Source organism: Cronbergia sp. UHCC 0137 (assembly GCF_034932285.1).
In the GTDB taxonomy this organism is placed as follows: Bacteria; Cyanobacteriota; Cyanobacteriia; order Cyanobacteriales; family Nostocaceae; genus Cronbergia.
Window position 1 is genome coordinate 12,688 of sequence record NZ_JAYGHC010000019.1, and the last position, 18,679, is coordinate 31,366.

At 39.5% G+C, this 18,679-nt stretch carries 15 protein-coding genes and 1 tRNA gene; 1 reads left to right on the plus strand and 15 read right to left on the minus strand.

Annotated elements, in window-relative coordinates; genetic code table 11:
• Positions 1-28: 28 nt before the first annotated feature.
• From VB711_RS11545 to argF, 7 genes are all read right to left on the minus strand, one after another.
• Positions 29-295: a hypothetical protein gene (locus tag VB711_RS11545; protein WP_323286154.1), complete on the minus strand. Its 267-nt coding sequence runs from the start codon at positions 293-295 to the stop codon at positions 29-31.
• Between the two features lie 354 nt (positions 296-649).
• Positions 650-1,909 carry a DUF4912 domain-containing protein gene (locus VB711_RS11550; RefSeq protein WP_323286156.1) on the minus strand — a complete coding sequence of 420 codons (1,260 nt, stop codon included), beginning with the start codon at positions 1,907-1,909 and terminating at the stop codon, positions 650-652.
• A 950-nt stretch (positions 1,910-2,859) separates the two neighbouring features.
• A complete protein-coding gene (locus VB711_RS11555) occupies positions 2,860-3,675 on the minus strand; it encodes a SnoaL-like polyketide cyclase (RefSeq protein WP_323286157.1) in 816 nt (271 codons plus the stop codon).
• A gap of 479 nt (positions 3,676-4,154) precedes the next feature.
• Positions 4,155-4,304 (minus strand): hypothetical protein, encoded by a 150-nt coding sequence (locus VB711_RS11560; RefSeq protein WP_323286158.1) that lies wholly within the window; start codon positions 4,302-4,304, stop codon positions 4,155-4,157.
• A gap of 123 nt (positions 4,305-4,427) precedes the next feature.
• A complete protein-coding gene (locus tag VB711_RS11565; RefSeq protein ID WP_323286159.1) occupies positions 4,428-5,900 on the minus strand; it encodes a DNA phosphorothioation system restriction enzyme in 1,473 nt (490 codons plus the stop codon).
• Between the two features lie 157 nt (positions 5,901-6,057).
• Positions 6,058-6,663, minus strand: coding sequence for a transcriptional repressor LexA (gene lexA / locus VB711_RS11570; protein WP_323286160.1), 606 nt, complete (start codon positions 6,661-6,663; stop codon positions 6,058-6,060).
• Between the two features lie 212 nt (positions 6,664-6,875).
• Entirely contained in the window at positions 6,876-7,796 is a 921-nt protein-coding gene (gene argF / locus VB711_RS11575; RefSeq protein WP_323286162.1) for an ornithine carbamoyltransferase, read from the minus strand.
• Positions 7,797-8,131: 335 nt separating this feature from the next.
• On the opposite strand from argF, the gene VB711_RS11580 reads away from it, so the two are divergent.
• Positions 8,132-8,203 (plus strand) — tRNA-Thr (locus tag VB711_RS11580).
• A 268-nt stretch (positions 8,204-8,471) separates the two neighbouring features.
• Here VB711_RS11580 and VB711_RS11585 read toward each other — a convergent pair.
• The 8 genes from VB711_RS11585 to psaA form a co-directional block, all read right to left on the minus strand.
• Positions 8,472-10,319, minus strand: a complete 1,848-nt coding sequence (locus VB711_RS11585; RefSeq protein WP_323286163.1) for a P-loop NTPase fold protein — start codon at positions 10,317-10,319, stop codon at positions 8,472-8,474.
• Positions 10,320-10,393: 74 nt separating this feature from the next.
• Complete coding sequence (locus tag VB711_RS11590) at positions 10,394-10,936, minus strand: hypothetical protein (protein ID WP_323286164.1); 543 nt, start codon at positions 10,934-10,936, stop codon at positions 10,394-10,396.
• 183 nt (positions 10,937-11,119) lie between these two features.
• Positions 11,120-11,245 carry a hypothetical protein gene (locus VB711_RS11595; protein WP_323286165.1) on the minus strand — a complete coding sequence of 42 codons (126 nt, stop codon included), beginning with the start codon at positions 11,243-11,245 and terminating at the stop codon, positions 11,120-11,122.
• A 54-nt stretch (positions 11,246-11,299) separates the two neighbouring features.
• The gene (locus VB711_RS11600; RefSeq protein ID WP_323286166.1) at positions 11,300-11,914 is read right to left on the minus strand and encodes a hypothetical protein; all 615 of its coding nucleotides are present in this window, start codon (positions 11,912-11,914) and stop codon (positions 11,300-11,302) included.
• Complete coding sequence (locus VB711_RS11605) at positions 11,914-12,528, minus strand: STAS-like domain-containing protein (protein ID WP_323286167.1); 615 nt, start codon at positions 12,526-12,528, stop codon at positions 11,914-11,916. The genes VB711_RS11600 and VB711_RS11605 overlap by 1 nt, the downstream gene beginning before the upstream one ends.
• A gap of 11 nt (positions 12,529-12,539) precedes the next feature.
• Positions 12,540-13,223, minus strand: coding sequence for a hypothetical protein (locus VB711_RS11610; protein ID WP_323286168.1), 684 nt, complete (start codon positions 13,221-13,223; stop codon positions 12,540-12,542).
• Between the two features lie 205 nt (positions 13,224-13,428).
• Positions 13,429-15,660, minus strand: coding sequence for a photosystem I core protein PsaB (gene psaB, locus VB711_RS11615; protein WP_323286169.1), 2,232 nt, complete (start codon positions 15,658-15,660; stop codon positions 13,429-13,431).
• 105 nt (positions 15,661-15,765) lie between these two features.
• A complete protein-coding gene (gene psaA, locus VB711_RS11620) occupies positions 15,766-18,024 on the minus strand; it encodes a photosystem I core protein PsaA (RefSeq protein ID WP_323286170.1) in 2,259 nt (752 codons plus the stop codon).
• Between the last annotated feature and the right edge of the window lie 655 nt (positions 18,025-18,679).

The following is an 18,679-nucleotide window of genomic DNA, read 5'->3' on the forward strand; positions in this document are numbered from 1 at the left end:
GTTGGGTTGCGCTGTCGCTTAACCCAACCTACAAAAACTGCTTCTCACAAATAATGCAAACGGCAGCATCATCAAATCTATAGAAAACATCTTCAACTTTTAATACTTGCGAAGGTGTTCCACTAAAATGATGTAGTCTTGGCAAGACTAGCTTTTCTCCTACTCTGGGAATCCATATAGAGTTAGGTAGTGTAACCAAAATTGTTAATTTTTTAGTTTCTCCTATGTATTCGCGTAAAAAAATACGCAAAGGAAAATAAGTAGGATTATCTTTTCCGGTGGGTAATACGGCCATATTTTTTCTAAAACTCTACTCATATTCTTACACTCAGTAGCATAACAATTAGGCAAAATTTGGCACTGTAATAACTCGTTTGCACGATTCTCTTATACTAAACACGGCTTAATCATTTGATTCTGTGGGTAAGGGTTTAGCATTGCTAAACCCTTACAAATCTGGGTTTTTCGTCATTTTGTAAAAGTCCATGTCCTAACCGTTTTTAGTATAATTTACGGGATAATGTAGAAATTTAACCAAGGCAAAGGCACGTTTACGATAACGATATGCCTAATCACCAACCCAAAAAAAGATCCTCGACTTCTTTAAGAAATAGGGGATCTAGAATTTGCATTTATGGTAAAAACCTATTTATGCGAGCCATTCCAAAACAGCTTCATCTTTGGTGTTGGTATTGCGAGATGGGGTTTCACGCTCAAAATTCATGTGAATAGAACGGGTTTGTTCACCATCAGCAGCCACAGCCAAAATTGGGTAATCAATTACACCATCTTGGAAGGACATTTGGAAACGGAATGTACCATCTGGATTTAGCTTGATGGGACGACCACCAATTGTTACAGTAGCATCAGGTTCAGTTGCACCATAAACAATCAATTCAGCATCCGCAATTAACCAGAACTTCCGAGGACGTACAGGTACAGCAGAAGCTGAGAAACCTACACCAGACATTCCTACACCAGACATAGTTAAACCAGAAACCGTAGGAACTGCCCACATTCCCACACCAGAGGGGAAAACGTAGGAACTGATTGCCTGTTCTGGACGAGCAGAACTGGGTACTTGCTGCATAGAACCGAACAGAGAACCAGCCACCCGTTGAGCTTCGGCCGATTCTGCCATACCAAATATCTCGTCGTAAATGGGATTGCTATTTGCACCAGCAACAGTAGGAGTAGAGGTAGCAGCGATTTTTTTGGAAGGAGGAATTAGTTCGTATTGAGTTTTACCACGTAAATCTTCTTCAAAATTGACGGTGATAAATACATCTTCAATCCAATCAGAAGGATAAACAGGAGGAATGTGTACTCTAGCCGAACGAGCTAAGACTAACCAACGACCATCAAAGGTTCTGTAACCAATATCTATCACATAATCGCGATCGCTCACAGGAATTGGTAAATACCACTCTCTAGCCAATTCATCAGCTAGATATTCCTGAATACTGTGGGGGCTTTGGTACTCGATATCAATATCGGTGACATCATAGATCCGCAGTGCTAATTGTTGTCCCCCTTGACGGCGTAATTCTTCTTTGTGTTCTTTAGGAACATCCCAGTAAGCATAAGCCCATTGAGGGTCACGGGGTAATAAAACAATGCGGCTATCACCGTAGCCATTGGGTAAATCTGCGAGTCCTTCATCAACATCCGCGAGAAACCCACCAGTACGATCTTCTTGTCCTAATTCAAACTTTGCTGCTTCCACGGTTTCCTGTGCCTCTGGTGAACGAGATAGACTAGGCGAAATTTTTTGGCGTTGAACTTCTTGAATTGATGCCAGTAATTGTGACTTACGCATTCGGCTATAACGAGAGATGGCATATTCACTAGCAACTTTACGGAGTTGCCTTAATGTCATTTCGTCTAGCGGTGGGCGTTCTTTTGCCATGAGTTTGGCCTCCAGTAGTTTTAAAGGTAAAATTATTTCCCCGGGTTAGTAGAATACTTGGTAAGATGTCATCCACCCCAGATGAATTTCTTATTCCTGACTCCTGGTTATGCCCAGTTTTAAGTGTTTTAGTTTGTTTTTAAAGTGATTTGCTCTCCTTGATTCCCTAGTCATGCAATAATTAGCATTTCTTCGGGATCGCGGCGAGTTGTTTTGTTAATTAATATTAACCAGTATTCATGCCTATTGATCAAGGGGTCTAGGAAGGGTTTTTCAGTTATTTGACGTAGTTATAGCCTTTTCGGGATCAATGTGTCATGTATTCATAACATTTCCGCTCAAGGGAAAGTAGTTATGTCAAGATCCCATCATAAATAGTAGTCGGCAGGGGAGGCTGACAGGAGTAGGTTATTTACAAGCAAGAGGAATTGGAGTAGTAAAAACTATCAACAGGAGTGGAAGGAAATGTTGTCCAAGGAAGAAGGCAAATAGACAAGCCCTAGTATGTTAATTCTGTGTATTTTTGGAGGGATTGTCCCGAAAATTATTGGTGTTACCGTAGTTTACACCGAAAACAGCTGTTTCAGGCACTTTCTCATAAAAATATGGCGGCACAAAATGTGCATGAAGTCTTATGGGACAAGGGATTCAGAATTAACACACTAGACAAGCCCTGTAGTAGATTAGCAGTTAAAGTCAGAAAACCAAGCAGAAAACAAGAAAGTTGGCGAACAGGGTGGGAATTGAGGGGTTTGAGAAGTTCTCTGTTGGTAGCTGGAGTTTGCTCAGTGGCTCTTTGAGTCTTTGTCTGACTGTATTTGGCTTTTGATTATTCATACTGATAATAAAATGAGCTACCTGAGTTAAACTACTTGATTGTAAAAAACCTACACCTGTCAGGGATTAGAGGTGGGGTTCTTTATTTGACGCACCTCACGACTAAATTCCCATTACCGCACTAAATTGGCAAAGGGACAACGACTAGCAGTAACATTATTATCCTGCTGCTTTTTTCCTCTTCCTAAAATTCCCTTCAACACACCACAGATTTTTTGTTTAATAGAACTAGGATTTGGGGTTTCTTCAGTGATAGTTGTCTTAACAGGAATGTCGGGTAATTTCCTGCCAGATGTGAGTTCTTCTAAAAACTTGGTGTTATCATAATAATGCTCCAAAGAAAGAATTTTGAAATTATCAGTAACTTGCACTACTGTCATACCAATAATTTCAATCATCTGATTGGTGGGGAGATAATCTTTATAATTACCCTTGAAATATCCCCAGTGTCGCCACTTAAAATTAATCGTTGGTGGTGTTGAATAAACTTCTATTACCTCCCACAAAAAACCATCAGGAAAGGCTGTATGGAAAAGATTAACTGAAGTTTCAAAGTTTTCCTCTGAAGCCTGATAGTGTTCGGTATTTCCAATTAAAAGTTTATAAGTACCTGACGCTATCAAATCATTTAAGTTATAGTGAGTACCATTATTAGTAGCCATATAAAACTGATCTTGAACAACAGATAACCACTGTTGAGGATTAGTTTTAAAATTTGCTTCAATGTCAAAGGTTCGCACTAAGTTTTGTACAAGTGTTTCTAATGAATTAGCCGGGTGATTGCATATACTTTGACGAGTAAGGTTTTCATTAGAACGGGTATAATCTGGCTTTTTACCGTTGCGCCATTGGACATGATGACTGTATTCTAAAACTGTGTCTCTTTCTTGAACCCAAAGAGGAAGTTTACTGATGTCTATTGAAGTCATAAATACCTCTGCTACAAAACTACTGCTAGATGATTGTTAATTACCAAATTGCAGAGATAAACCCTCTATGATTATCACAGTCACCAATATAGTTTTCTGTACAGATTGAATCAATAATCAATGTTGTCTGTGTTGCTGATTTAACCTATGAATTAGTCTCACGCAGAGATTCAGATAATTATTCATAACTTACTCAAGATTAACGCATTTTTGTCATTGCGAGGATTCCGTAGCAATCTCAAACCCTGATGTTTTCTATCTCGTGCGTAAGTCCTGTTATTATTTTTCTTTTAACCAATTTTCTAATTTTAAACCTGTTGCCATAGCTTCTACTGCTAAAATTTTATTAATTCTTTGTGATAAGTCATCGTCAGCTATCCTGTCTATGTCATCACCTGAAACTGCAAGAACCGTTGTTTGAATTTTCTGGTGCTTGTGCTGGGTGCGCAGAAACTCCCTACCTTAAATTATTAACACAATTATTTGGCGATCGCTCTCTGATCGCCAAGTCCATCGGTCGTTCTTCTATCTACAGTGGAAACCTCCCCACCCCGCAGATGTCTCACAAGACCGAACACATCTGTTCCAGGAACTTCCCTATAAAAATATGCAACACATTTTATCCGCACCAATTACCGCATAAGCCAACCTCTCAACCTCATCACCCAACTCCCTCATTCTTAACTCTTCCTTCTTTGCGTCTTTACCTCTGGTTCACGGAGTGAACGCGGTTCATTTACTCTTACTCCTTTTTAAATATCCAATAATCCATACCGTTTTTGCAAAGCCAATAACTTCATCCTTGCTTCTCCAGCATTATCAGCTAAATCAGCAAACTCAACAAAACGTCGTAACTCCTTCTTTAATAAATTCCGTTCCACCTCAATAGTTTCTCTATCCAAATCAGGCGGTAAAACAATCATATCAAAAATCGTCGCTCTTTCCTTACCGGGGTGAGGACGTAAAACTCGTCCACGACGCTGGATAAATTGACGGGGATTTCCTGAACTTGATAGAATAACTGCGGTTTGAATAGCGGGAATATCTACCCCTTCATCTAAACAGCGAATAGCAACTAAACCCTGTAATTCTCCACTTTCAAATTGACAACGTAACGCTTCTCTTTCTTGTAAAGAAGTGTGTGCGGTGTAGGTGCTGACTTTATAACCCAAGTCTACACCCAAAATTTTCGCTACGGCTTTGAGTTGACGTAAAGACGATCGCTGTCCCGATTCTTGTGAACCATCGCTACAATAAAATAAAGTATGGCTAGTGTGTTTACGACTTTCCATTAATTCGCGCAAAGCTGTTAATTTATTTTCTGCTGTACCAATTAACCTAGCACGCTGCATTAATAAAGATTTGATATCTTCGTTGTCTTCAAAATCTGCATTTTCTCTTTCTCGATATAATAAAGAACGCCCGATTTTTTTTGTTAATTTTAAATAAGCTAAACTCTCCCCCTCCGTTAACTCCACCAAAAGGGGATAATATAAATAATGTACCAAAGCACCTTGAGCGATCGCATCTTCTAAACTAAACTCTGGTTGTAACACCGCACCAAAATAATCCAATAAAGACTGGGTTCCCCCATCATCAAAATATCTCTGTGGTGTCGCAGATAAAGCTAGACGCAATCCCACATTTCGCGGCAAACTTTCTTCTAACTTAGGTGCGCCTAAATTATGAGCTTCATCACCAATAATCAAGGTTTTCGGGGGAAAATATTTGAGTTGCGATTGAAAACCATCACCAATTAAAGTTGAATTAGTGGTAATCACTGTCACAAAACCTTGAGAATTAGAACGCAGATTATAGATTGCGGTGGATATCTGACTTTGCCAACTGCGTAAATTGTCGTAAGCCAATATTGGTTTTAAGTTAAATTTTTCACATTCCCTAGCCCATTGGGTGACAAGATGACGATAGGGACAAACCACTAACAACACCTGTAACCCTATCTGCTGGTACAACTCGCAAGCGATCGCTAGAGCCGTAATAGTTTTACCACTACCAGTAGCCATTTTTAACGTTCCCCTGCCATTATTCCCAAACCAGCTAGTAATAGCTTGGCGTTGATACCCCCGCAATTGCAGAGACAAGGGCATTTTCGGATATCCTGGTAACGAAGACTGAACCTGATAAATACCCCTTTTTTCTCCCACAAAAGGTAATTTAAGTTTAAATGTGGGAGTTTGCGGTACAAGATTTTTGGTTACATACATAAGGCAGGGAGCAGGGGAAGCAGGGGGCAGGGGGCAGGGGGCAAGGGGCAGGGGAAGCAGGGGAGGAATGATTAATTTATCCCCAATCCCCAATCCCCAATCACCAATTACCAATTACCAATTACCAATTACCAATTACCAATTACCAATCACCAAATCAATTATAATTTCGCCACACACCGACAAGAGAACCTTGCACCTGTACTTGCATAGCGGAGACTTCTATGGGGTTATATTTAGGATTTGCTGGTTGGAGAGTAACAATTTCACCTTCCCGATAAAAACGTTTTAATGTAGTACCGTGTCCCTCCACCCTAGCAGCTACAATTGTCCCATTTTTTAGCTGATGTGGTTCTAGTACCGGACGTAAAAATACTACATCACCATCAGCAATTAAATCATCAATCATACTATCTCCAGCTACCCGTAAAGCATAACTTTGGGGAGGTAAGGAGAAATTAGAAAAATCTAAATGTTCTACCGCATCTGTAAATGGTTCAATTAAACCACCAGCAGCGATCGTCCCCAAAATTGGTATACCTTGCTTAACAGGATGTAAAATCCGCAGGGTTCTCGCTTTCCCCTCATTCCACCCAATATACCCTTTATTGCGTAAATGCTCTAAACGGCTTTGAATAGGTGCCGGCGATTTAAGATTCATCGCTTCCATCATTTGGCGAATTGTAGGCGAATGCTGATATACTCGGATATATTCTATCAGCCATTCGTATAATTCTTGTTGAGGTTCAGTTAGTCTTTCCATAAATTTGTGGGGAAGTAATTAACAAATGTCCCTAGAACATTTGTACTGCAAAAATCTTCCCTTAACAAGATCAAAATCAAAAATTTAGACAAGATGAAGGGTGAAAGATGAAATAATTTTAGGGATATGCCTCGCCGTTAATGAAAAAAAGGAAAAAAGATTATTCGCTAATTCATCAACCCGTCCTTACTTCAGCCTTTCACCTTCATACTTTATGATGCCCCTAAAATACTTGCCAGTAAAGCTTTTTGGGCGTGTAATCTATTTTCTGCCTGTTCCCAAACCTTTGATTGAGAACCTTCGATTACTTCTTCGGTAATTTCTTCACCGCGATGGGCTGGTAAACAGTGTAAAACAATTGCCTCTGGATCTGCAAGACTTAATAATTGTTCAGAAATTTGATAAGGTTGGAAGATAGGCATTCGATTATCTGCCTCTGCTTCTTGTCCCATACTTGCCCAAACATCGGTGTAAAGTACAGATGCACCTTTAGCAGCAGCTTCTGGATCATTAGTTAGCAGCACTTCTGTTTTATTATTAGCTATTTCCCTAGCTTGTGCCACCACTCCCCCATCTGGTTCATACCCCGCAGGAAAAGCCACTCTCACATTCATTCCCACCAAAGCACAACCCAACATCAGGGAATTAGCCACATTATTTCCATCACCGACATAAGTTAAAGTCAACCCGTCCAGAGTTCCAAAAGATTCTTGAATAGTTAATAAATCAGCTAACACTTGACAGGGATGCTCTAAATCAGTCAAAGCATTAATCACCGGAATCCTAGCATAATTAGCAAAAGTTTCCAAGTCTTGCTGGGCAAAGGTGCGAATAGCCAAAATATCTAAATAGCGTTCCAAAACCCTAGCTGTATCCTGTATGGGTTCACCCCGACTCACCTGAGTCACATTTGGGTTAAGATCAATTACCTGTCCCCCCAGTTGGTACATTGCGACTGTAAAACTCACCCTAGTGCGAGTAGAAGCCTTGGAAAACAATAAACCCAAGACTTTATTACAATGTAACTTTAGCTCTTGTGATTTCAATTGAGTAGCCAATTGCAGAAGTTCTTGCAGTTCCGTCGAACTAAGATCCGCTAGACCTAATAAATCTCGTCCAATCAATGCTGCCATGCTTGTGATCTGTAAAGAACAATGATGTTTTTTTATTACTTAATCTGAATTTGTCAAAGATAATACAGCGTTTAATGCTGTACTAAATATTTGGTCTTGACTTCCAGACTCAGATTTTGCTTGTGTTCTGAATAATAACTTATTAACTTTATCAGTAATCAAGATCACTAAATTTTACAGATAAATCACAACTTGTCCAGTGATGCAACTACTTTTAGGTAGAAAATTAGCAATAATTTGGGTAATAATATTTTTTTGAATAAAACCCTAGACAATTTACTTGGTTATGCTATAATTAGAAATGGTTAAGCTACTAACCAACCATTACTAAATCTGCCAGCATAGCACAGTGGTAGTGCATCCGACTTGTAATCGGAAGGTCGTCAGTTCAAATCTGATTGCTGGCTTTTGTACATTAGTGTCGCTATTGTTGTTTTTCAACGAATTGGTCTAGGCTTCATCCTCATTCCCTGAAATGGGAGCATTTACATTAATCTATCCAGATGAACTCCCACCACAGACGACAAAGCCATCGCTCTTTTGGTTAGTATAAGAATAACAACTTAGTAAGCCGCTTAATATCTAATCCACAAATCCAAATTTCATAAAAATCTTGTGGGGTGGTCATTCTGTCCGACCTAATTATCCAGGTTGAATAAATAGATTTTTCAACAATTAATTTCGAGGATGATTATTAGTAGGATTATCTATGTCTATGTCGTAAAGAAACTTGGCTCTAATTTTATTTATCTTGCTACATTCAGCTAATATGCGAATAGCTTGTTCTAACTTTTGAGATGCTGATTGATAAGCAGACTTGAGAAACCATTTAACCATATCAAATAATTCAGGATGGCCTTGTTCAAGCCATTGAGAATATTCATCAACAGTACGACTGTTTAAAAATTCGATATCTTGTTGTAGTCTTGGTGATCTTGAATATGGATCACGATTCATTATATTTTTCACTGCTGTAGTAATATCTAATGTTTGGTGATATTCCTTAATTTTTTCGTTGAAAGATGCTTCCAAATCAGGATATTTACTCAGTTTATTTGTAAAGCCACTTAAATTATCATAAGAATTCTGTTCAAAAATTTTCGTTAATATTGTTTCTAATAGAGGTTTTTCATATTCAGAAATATCAAGTCCCAAGATTAATGTAAATCTTTCAACTTGTTCAAATTGGGGAATGCTCAATTGAAGATGATTCTCTTTTAAAAAAGTAACAATTCCCTTAATCATATCTTGCTCATTATCTGCGAATGAATTATAGTATTTGAATCTGTAAAGTTTATTTGAAAGCTCATTGAATTTTTCTAATATCTGATTTCTTTTTTCTTTTTGGTTGAGAATATAACCTTTTTCAATAAATTTCAACTCAGCAGATTTAGATAAAGATGTCTCAACTAACTGAATTATAAGTTCATCTACTTCTTCTAAATCAGAATAACCAAAATATAGATTTAATAATTGTTGTCCTTGTATAGCTGTTTTTTTCTCTAGTGCCATTTGAAATTTTCTGATATCATTAGCTTTTTGATCTGTTCCCATATATTCTAATGGATCTATTGACAAAGTAGATTTAATATCTTTAATATTAGGAAATTTTTTACAAAATTCAGTATCAAGCTTCGATAAATTAATGACAATACTATTTCTAATAATTTGATGACGTAAACTAACCTCCCAATTTTTCATAAAGGGAATAAGTTCATCAATAAGCCATCGAGTTTTGCGTATAACTCGAATATTATTTGTACCAGCATTTATTAATACTGATTTAATCACTTCTATATCAGGATAGTCTTTAAATATGAAGTCTAAGTTTTCTTCTACTGTTGGATTAAGTGTAAATTCTCTATCAATTACTTTTTCTCGATAATCATCTAAGGCTTCTTTATCTATTTTTACTAAATTATCTTCATTATAAATGAGAATAATTTTGCATTTACGCTCTTGCACTAGATATTCAACAAACCCAAGCATCTCTTCTAGAGATAACTTAGATTTTCTTTCAAGGTCATCAATACATATAATTGAATTTTGTCTAACGTTTAAATTAAAAAGTATCTCAAGTCCTAAATCACCAGCGACAGAAATTAATGATCCAGCTACTGGAATAGAAAAGTTTTTTGAAAATGATAAGTCTAGTTTTGGAGTTTTTTCTAATTTTGGCAAAATACGGTTGAACCATTCAAGAATATCAGTTATATATTTATTAATATAATTAAGAATATTAGATTTATTAGTAGAATTATCAGACTTTAGATTTTTTTTGTAATTAGCTAATATCCTTACTTTTAATTGTTCAATTGAAGAAATACCAAAAACAGAAGCATACAAATAATAGTCTTGTAGGTGTTCATTTAAAAATGTTTGTACTAAATGGGTTTTACCAACACCCCACTTCCCATTGACAGCCAAAACTCTATAATTTTCATTATCTAAAAATTTCTTGAGAATACTTTCTGCGTCTTTTCTATTAAGTCCAGCAATTCCTCTGTTTGTGTTTTCAGTCATAAATTTTTAAAGTTTCCAATGATAAAAATTTTTCTAAATCCTAATTGTGAAAATAGCCACCCATGAAAACAGTATTAGACCATTACTAAAGATTCATCTTGTTCCCAAGTAAACAGTGGTTCAAGTTCACCAGATTCAGCAAATGTGATTGAAGCTATTAAGCATTGGGGTAAATTAACACAAATTTTCTCAGAATAATTCCCCGCTTGTCCACCTACAACTAATTTTTTTTCATTAGCAAAATTGATATTATTACTATTTGTATTTATTAATGCCTGATAAAAAATAGATAAATTAATTTTCTTGACAGAAGTATCTGATTTGGCTACTTCATAATCAACTGGATGCAAAAGAGAATAAAAAATTTCATGATCTAAAGTTGCAGTAACAATATATTGACCATTATTACCTCCACCAATCATCATATAACTTTCATCATCAGCTTCTAAACTAACTAAAGTTTTGCTTTTACCATCTAACTCACAAATAGATGTTTTTATTTGCTGCCAATTTGGATCTTCAATCAAGTTTTCTTCATTTGTATTTCCAGTCCATTTATCTGTATATAACTTTGATACAAACATTCTTTCTTCCTTATCAGCAGGAGGTAAACCCAAATGCTACCTATATTTAGCCAAGACATTAAAAATACTATCCGTTTTTGCGCTCCTTTGACTGTACTTTCTTATTTTAGCATGGCGAAACTAGCCTTGTCGGATTATATACAATATTCACTAATAAGTAAACAGGAACGCTGCGTAAGTGAGGATGAAGCAACCACACGACTCAATACTGCTCGGTTAAACAAATTTGTGAGCCGAAAACCCCTGTAGAGACGTTCCATGGAACGTCTCTACACTCCTTAACCGAGAAGTATTGCCACACGACTGGTGCGATCGCAAGCTCACCACTTTTTTAGTAAGCATAACAAATTGCTGTTTTAATTTAGTCTAATAGATTAAATTAGCCTTGCGATAAGTTTATCTTATTAAAAGTTTATTCTGATTTTTTGCTGCGGTAATTGCATTGTTATTAGCCGTAAAAACCTCAATACCAGGAACAGTTAAATAATCGCTATCATCTGTAATTATTTGCTTTAATCCAGCTTTATTCATAGCTTCTAGTATGAATAAGTCATAACCATCGAGTGCTTGTGTTTGGAATCTTACTAATGATCTATTTGTCATAGTTTCATCAATCATAATTTCTGTACAAGCTGCAATTGATATAACTTGGCTCCAAGCAATTTGAACTTCGGCTACAACTTTACTTCTCTGTTTTGGATAGCGGCGGTATATTTTAGGTCTTAATGTGGAATGAAAATTATCTCTTTCTTGTTTTTCAATCTGGTGCGCTAACTCTGCCAAAGAAAGACCGCAGTATCGAAGTCCTGATTTAGCAGAGATAGCTTTTGTTAAATAATAAGGATAATATGTTATCTGATAATCATCCGCTGATAGAATAGCACTATTATAGCTATACCAATACCAAACATTACTATCTACTAAAAAAAGGTCATTTGCTTTGGGATTATCAGACCGGATATCAACTACATCCGCCTGAACTTTGTAGTTAGGTATAGGTATAGGTGGCATTAAAGGTTTTTAGGCTGTTCACTGATTACTTTGTCTAATCTACTACGAAATTCAGGATCTGAGTAGTAACGTTTTGAGTTTTCGATAACTAGCTTGAGTATTTGACTACCTAGTGAATTGATATTAGAAACTTTCAACAAGTGCTTGATATTCTTTGGTTGGATATCTCTTAATAATTGTCCAAAAGCAAAATTAAAAAACGGAGCGGCAAAAATTTCCACTCCTGCAAAGTCCAATTCTACAGATTGGTTTGCTTGCAATTCTGGATGAATTAAATCGTATAATTTTTGTCCATCAAAAACTGTAATACAGTTTTTACCTACAAGGGTTAGGATTTCATGTTTTATACTTCCTTTACCATTAGATAGTTTAGCACTGCTACCAAGAGATATTGTACTTTTGTAAAAGAATCTTGATAAATTGTCAGGGTTATTATCATTACCTATTCTTTGCTTCATCTTTGAATAATTGCAGCCAAAAGAAGTTTTCAACAAGTTGGTTTCCTCTATTTTTTGAAAATTTTGATTACATAAATAAGCAGGTTGAGATTGCTTAGAACTCTTATCAAGATTCTGCATCCAAGAATCAACTTTTTCCTTTTGTACAACCAACATTTTTATTTCCTTTACTCAACATTTGGGTAATTCAAGTATGAAATATTTGCTTTATTTAGCATTAAACCAATAGCTTTTGCTTTTCTATCTGCTCTATCTAACTGTTGGCGTAATTGTTCTACATCCATTGAATCCAAAGCTACAAAAAACTCATGTTTGCCCTCTAAATCCAAATACTCTATTTTTAGCATATGGATTATTGCAACGCTAGTAGGACTTGTTTCCAAGTCTGAGCCAAAAATAGGACGCATATCGGTCAAAATGCGAGAGCCTGTGAATATACGCTCATGATCTCGTACTACATCAATTGCTTTAGCTGTAACACTGAGTACACCATCAAATTCTAAAAAAATAGCTAATCGCTTTTCAAATTCTTGTTTTTCTTCTTCAGAAATGTAAGGAAGTTCTTCATCTTCCTGAACAGCCTGACTAATTCCCTGTATAAGTTTCTCTATAGATGTACCAGAATAGTCTCTAAAGTTATATAAAGAAATTAAGGCTTGTATAATATTTATTATTTCTTCTTCAGTCAAGACCTGAACCTTTGAAGCCACTTCTGATGCCAAATCTTCAATAAGTAGCGATGGTGAAACTTGCTTCAAAGCATCTATTAATTTTTCAATAGTTGTAGTGTCAATACTTACAAGTTGCTCGAACCCACGCTTAAATTTATCTGGGATTTGCAGTTCTTCCATATTGCTCCTAATTTCTCCTAGAACACTACAACAACATAATACTTAACTTAAAACTAATACTATCCAGAGATTTTTTTAATTTTTTTTAGTATCAACTTATATTTTAACGCACTCTATTCTATATAAACCAATAATGACAATTCTATAAAAAATCCCCCACCATGAGGCAGGGGATTAATTACTTATCTAAAACCAGTAGTCAAGATCAACCGAACTTACCAGCAGTAGAAGCAATGAGGAACGCTGCGTAGGTGACGATGTAGCCGACAGTGAAGTGAGCTAGACCAACTACACGAGCTTGAACAATGGAGAGAGCAACGGGTTTGTCCTTCCAGCGAACTAGGTTAGCGAGAGGAGTACGTTCGTGCGCCCAAACCAAGGTTTCAATTAACTCTTGCCAGTAACCTCTCCAAGAGATGAGGAACATGAAACCAGTAGCCCAAACTAGGTGTCCGAAGAGGAACATCCAAGCCCAAACAGACAAGTTGTTCATGCCGTAGGGGTTGTAACCGTTAATTAACTGAGCAGAGTTAGCCCAGAGGTAATCACGGAACCAGCCCATCAGGTAGGTAGAGTTTTCGTTGAACTGAGCAACGTTACCTTGCCAAATACCTAGATGCTTCCAGTGCCAGTAGAAGGTTACCCAACCAATGGTGTTCAACATCCAGAACATCGCTAGGTAGAATGAGTCCCAGGCGGAAATGTCGCAAGTACCGCCACGGCCTGGACCGTCGCAAGGGAAGGCATAGCCGAAGTCCTTTTTATCGGGCATCAGCTTAGAACCACGAGCATCTAAAGCACCCTTAACGAGTACCAAGGTGGTGGTGTGGATAGCCAAAGCGAAAGCGTGGTGTACCAAGAAATCGCCAGGGCCAATTGTTAAGAAGAGGGAGTTAGTACCAGAGTTAATGGCTTCTAACCAGCCACCTAACCAAACGTTACCGTAGTTAGGATAGGCAGTGTAAGCAATGCTATCAGGGTTAGACAACAAGGTATCTAAGCCGTAAAGCACTTTACCGTGAGCAGCTTGGATGAATTGAGCAAATACTGGCTCAATCAAAATTTGCTTTTCAGGTGTACCAAAAGCCACAACTACGTCGTTGTGTACATACAAGCCCAAGGTGTGGAAGCCTAAGAAGAGAGATACCCAGCTAAGGTGGGAGATGATCGCTTCTTTGTGCTGCAAAATCCGGTCAAGTACGTTGCCTTTGTTTTGTTCGGGGTCGTAGTCACGTACCCAGAAGATGGCGGCGTGGGCAAATGCTCCAACCATCAAGAAACCAGCGATGTACTGGTGGTGGGTGTACAGTGCTGCCTGTGTTGTGTAGTCCTTAGCAATGAATGCGTAAGGAGGCAGGGCGTACATATGCTGCGCCACTAAGGAAGTGATTGTTCCTAGTGCTGCCAATGCCAAAGACAATTGGAAGTGCAGGGAGTTGTTGATTGTGTCGTACAGACCTTGGTGAGGCAGGTTGAACTGACCTTCACTCTTGCTACCGGGAACTAAACCGGATTTGGAGTTGAGCATTTCTTTAATGCTGTGTCCAATTCCGAAGTTGGTGCGGTACATATGACCGGCGATGATGAACAGAACAGCGATCGCTAAATGGTGATGAGCCATGTCGGTCAACCACAGGGATTCTGTTTGGGGGTGGAAACCGCCCAAGAAGGTGAGAATCGCTGTACCAGCACCGGTGGAAGTGCCAAATAAATGACCGGCGGTGTCGGGGTTCTGAGCATAAACGCCCCAGTTACCTGTGAAGAAGGGGGTTAAGCCTTCTGGATGGGGAGCTACGGTCAAGAAGTTGTCCCAGCCCACGTGAATACCACGAGATTCGGGAATAGCAACGTGTACTAAGTGACCTGTCCAAGCTAGGGAGCTAACACCGAACAAAGCAGCCAAGTGGTGATTTAAACGGGGTTCAGCACTCTTGAACCAAGAAAGGCTAGGACGGAATTTGGGTTGCAAATGTAACCAGCCAGCAAATAGAAACACTGCTGCCAACAGGAGCAAACCAATGGAACCGGTGTACAGTTCGCCATTTGTCCGCATCCCGATGGTGTACCACCAGTGATAAACACCAGAGTAAGCAATGTTTACGGGATTAGTAGCACCAGCTTGGGTGAAAGCTTCAACTGCTGCATCACCGAAGTGAGGATCCCAAATCGCATGGGCGATGGGACTGACGTGGAGGGGATCTTTAATCCACTGTTCAAAGTTACCTTGCCAGGCTACGTGAAACAGGAGGCTGGATGCCCACAGGAAGATAATTGCCAAGTGACCGAAATGCGTAGCGAAAATCTTTTGGTAAAGATTCTCTTCCGTCATGCCATCATGGCTTTCAAAATCGTTCCCTGTCGCGATCGCATACCAAATCCGACGAGTGGTCGGGTCCTGTGCGAGATCCTGGCTAAATTTTGGAAATTTTGTTGCCATAGGTTTTGATAAGTCCTCTGACCTTTAGCCATCAAGTGTCAGCATTTAGAGTGAGAAGTAGGGGCGAACAGCTGTTCGCCCTACGGTACTCAGTGTAGCTGTTTGCTACCCTACTGAAAGGATATGTGCATGGAAGAATGCCCAGGTGGTGGCAATTCCTCCTAATAAATAGTGAGCTACACCTACAGCCCGACCTTGAATAATACTCAAAGCGCGGGGTTGGATTGCTGGTGCAACTTTCAGTTTGTTATGCGCCCAAACAATGGACTCAATTAGTTCTTGCCAGTAGCCACGACCACTGAACAGGAACATCAAGCTGAATGCCCAAACAAAGTGAGCGCCTAAGAACATAAGTCCATAAGCAGACAATGCACTTCCGTAGGAGTTGATTACTTGTGTAGCTTGCGCCCACAGGAAGTCACGCAACCAGCCGTTGATGGTGATAGCACTTTCGGCAAAGTTGCCACCAGTGATGTGAGACACTACACCATCTGAATCTACTGTTCCCCAAACGTCAGATTGCATTTTCCAACTGAAGTGGAAAATTACGATTGACAGGGAGTTATACATCCAGAAGAGTCCGAGGAATACGTGATCCCAACCGGATACTTGACAAGTGCCGCCACGACCTGGACCGTCGCAAGGGAAGCGGAAACCAAGGTTGGCTTTGTCTGGAATTAAACGAGAACTGCGGGCGTACAGTACACCTTTGAGCAGAATCAGGACGGTAACGTGAATGGTGAAGGCGTGAATGTGGTGAACCAAGAAGTCGGCTGTACCCAAAGCAATGGGCATCATCGCGACTTTACCGCCTACAGCCAAAATACCGCCGCCAAATGCGTAGCTAACTGGTTCTATGGCGTTGGGTGCTGTACCACCAGGAGCTAGTGTGTGCAGGTTTTGTACCCACTGAGCAAATACTGGTTGCAACTGAATTGCTGAGTCAGAGAACATATCTTGGGGACGACCCAAGGCACGCATTGTGTCGTTGTGAATGTACAATCCAAAGCTGTGGAAGCCGAGGAAAATACAAACCCAGTTCAGGTGAGAGATGATAGCGTCGCGGTGACGAATCACCCGATCTAAAACGTTGTTTTGGTTCACAACGGGATCATAATCCCGCACCATGAAAATGGCTGCGTGAGCCGCACCACCAACAATCAAGAAGCCACCAATCCACATATGGTGTGTGAAAATGCACAACTGTGTAGCGTAATCAGTTGCCAAGTATGGATAGGGGGGCATCGCGTACATATGATGGGCGATGATGATTGTCAGTGAACCCAAGAAGGCTAGGTTGGTAGCCAATTGAGCGTGCCAAGATGTGGTGAGGTTTTCGTAAAGACCTTTGTGACCTTCACCTGTGAAGGGTCCTTTGTGGTTTTCGAGAATCTCTTTGATGCTGTGACCAATACCCCAGTTGGTACGGTACATATGACCAGCGATGATGAACAGTACAGCGATCGCTAAGTGGTGATGAGAAATATCAGTCATCCACAAACCGCCTGTTACGGGGTTCAATCCACCTTTGAAGGTCAAAATGTCAGCATATTGTCCCCAATTCAAGGTGAAGAAAGGAGCTAATCCGTTGGCAAAGCTGGGATACAACTCTGTCAACAAGTCCTTGTTCAAAATGAACTCATGGGGTAATGGTATGTCTTTAATTGCCACACCTGCATCCAACATTTTGTTAATGGGAGCAGATACGTGGATTAAATGACCCGCCCATCCCAAGGAACCACAACCGAGCAATACTGATAAGTGGTGATTCAGCATTGACTCTACGTTTTGGAACCATTCCAGTTTGGGAGCGCGTTTGTGGTAATGGAACCAACCGGCAAATAAGAACAAACCAGCTAATACCAATCCACCGATCGCGGTGACGTAAAGTTGGAAAGAGCTAGTAATACCCCAGCCCCGCCATACTTGGAACAGTCCAGAGGTGATCTGAATGCCGTGGAAGCCACCACCGACATCACCATTTAAAATGTCTTGACCAACAATTGGCCAAACTACTTGGGCGCTGGGCTTAATATTTAACGGATCTGTTAACCAAGCTTCATAGTTGGAGAACTTCGCACCGTGGAACAACATCCCGCTTAACCAAATGGTAACAACGGCTAAGTGGCCGAAGTGAGCCGCAAATATTTTGCGGGAGATGTCTTCTAAATCGCTTGTATGTGTATCGAAGTCATGGGCGAGGGCGTGGAGATTCCAAATCCAGGTGGTGGTTTTTGGACCTCTAGCTAAGGATCTGTCGAAATGACCAGGTTGCGCCCATTTTTCAAATGAGGTTGGTACTGGATCAATGTCAACGATGACTCTTGCCTTTTTTTCCTCTCGCTCCGGAGGACTAATTGTCATTCGACCTCCTCTCTAGATAAGGATTGAGGAATCATTAAATACCACATAGTTTACCTTACTGATGGCCTCTAGATTTTGCTCGGGCTGTAATAAGGATGCTGTGTGGAGAGTTGTTTCTGTTGAATTATAGAGTGTGTTCTTGTACATTGTTGACGATCTTTTAACAATAATTCAAACTCGCCGAATTTATTGTCGGATCTACTCTTTTAAGTCTATACTCTTTGCAAAAATGTCAATAGTTTTTTCATTTAATTTACAAACTATAACAATTCGTAAAATTTATAGATGAATAGGGAATAGGGAATAGGGAACAGGGAACAGGGAATAGGGAAACACTAGAAAATTGACGGGACTTACGCAGGGGATACGAAATATGAAGGTTTAAGATTGGGAAAGCCTACGGCAAGCTACCGCGTAGCGTGCTTCTCACAGGGTGCGATCGCCTCGCAATGATGAAAATACGTTAATCTTGCGTAAGTGCTATAAATATAATTTCTCTCCCTACCTCCCCTGCCTCCTGCCTCCTGCCTCCTGCCTTTTAACTTTCCCTCTTTCCCTTAGACTGGGTTTGCGCCACAATGGTCGGTTGTTGAGAACTATTACAGGCTGGTAAGTATGAACTTTAGGGGTAAGAATGTTTTTAGGAAACTCTCAT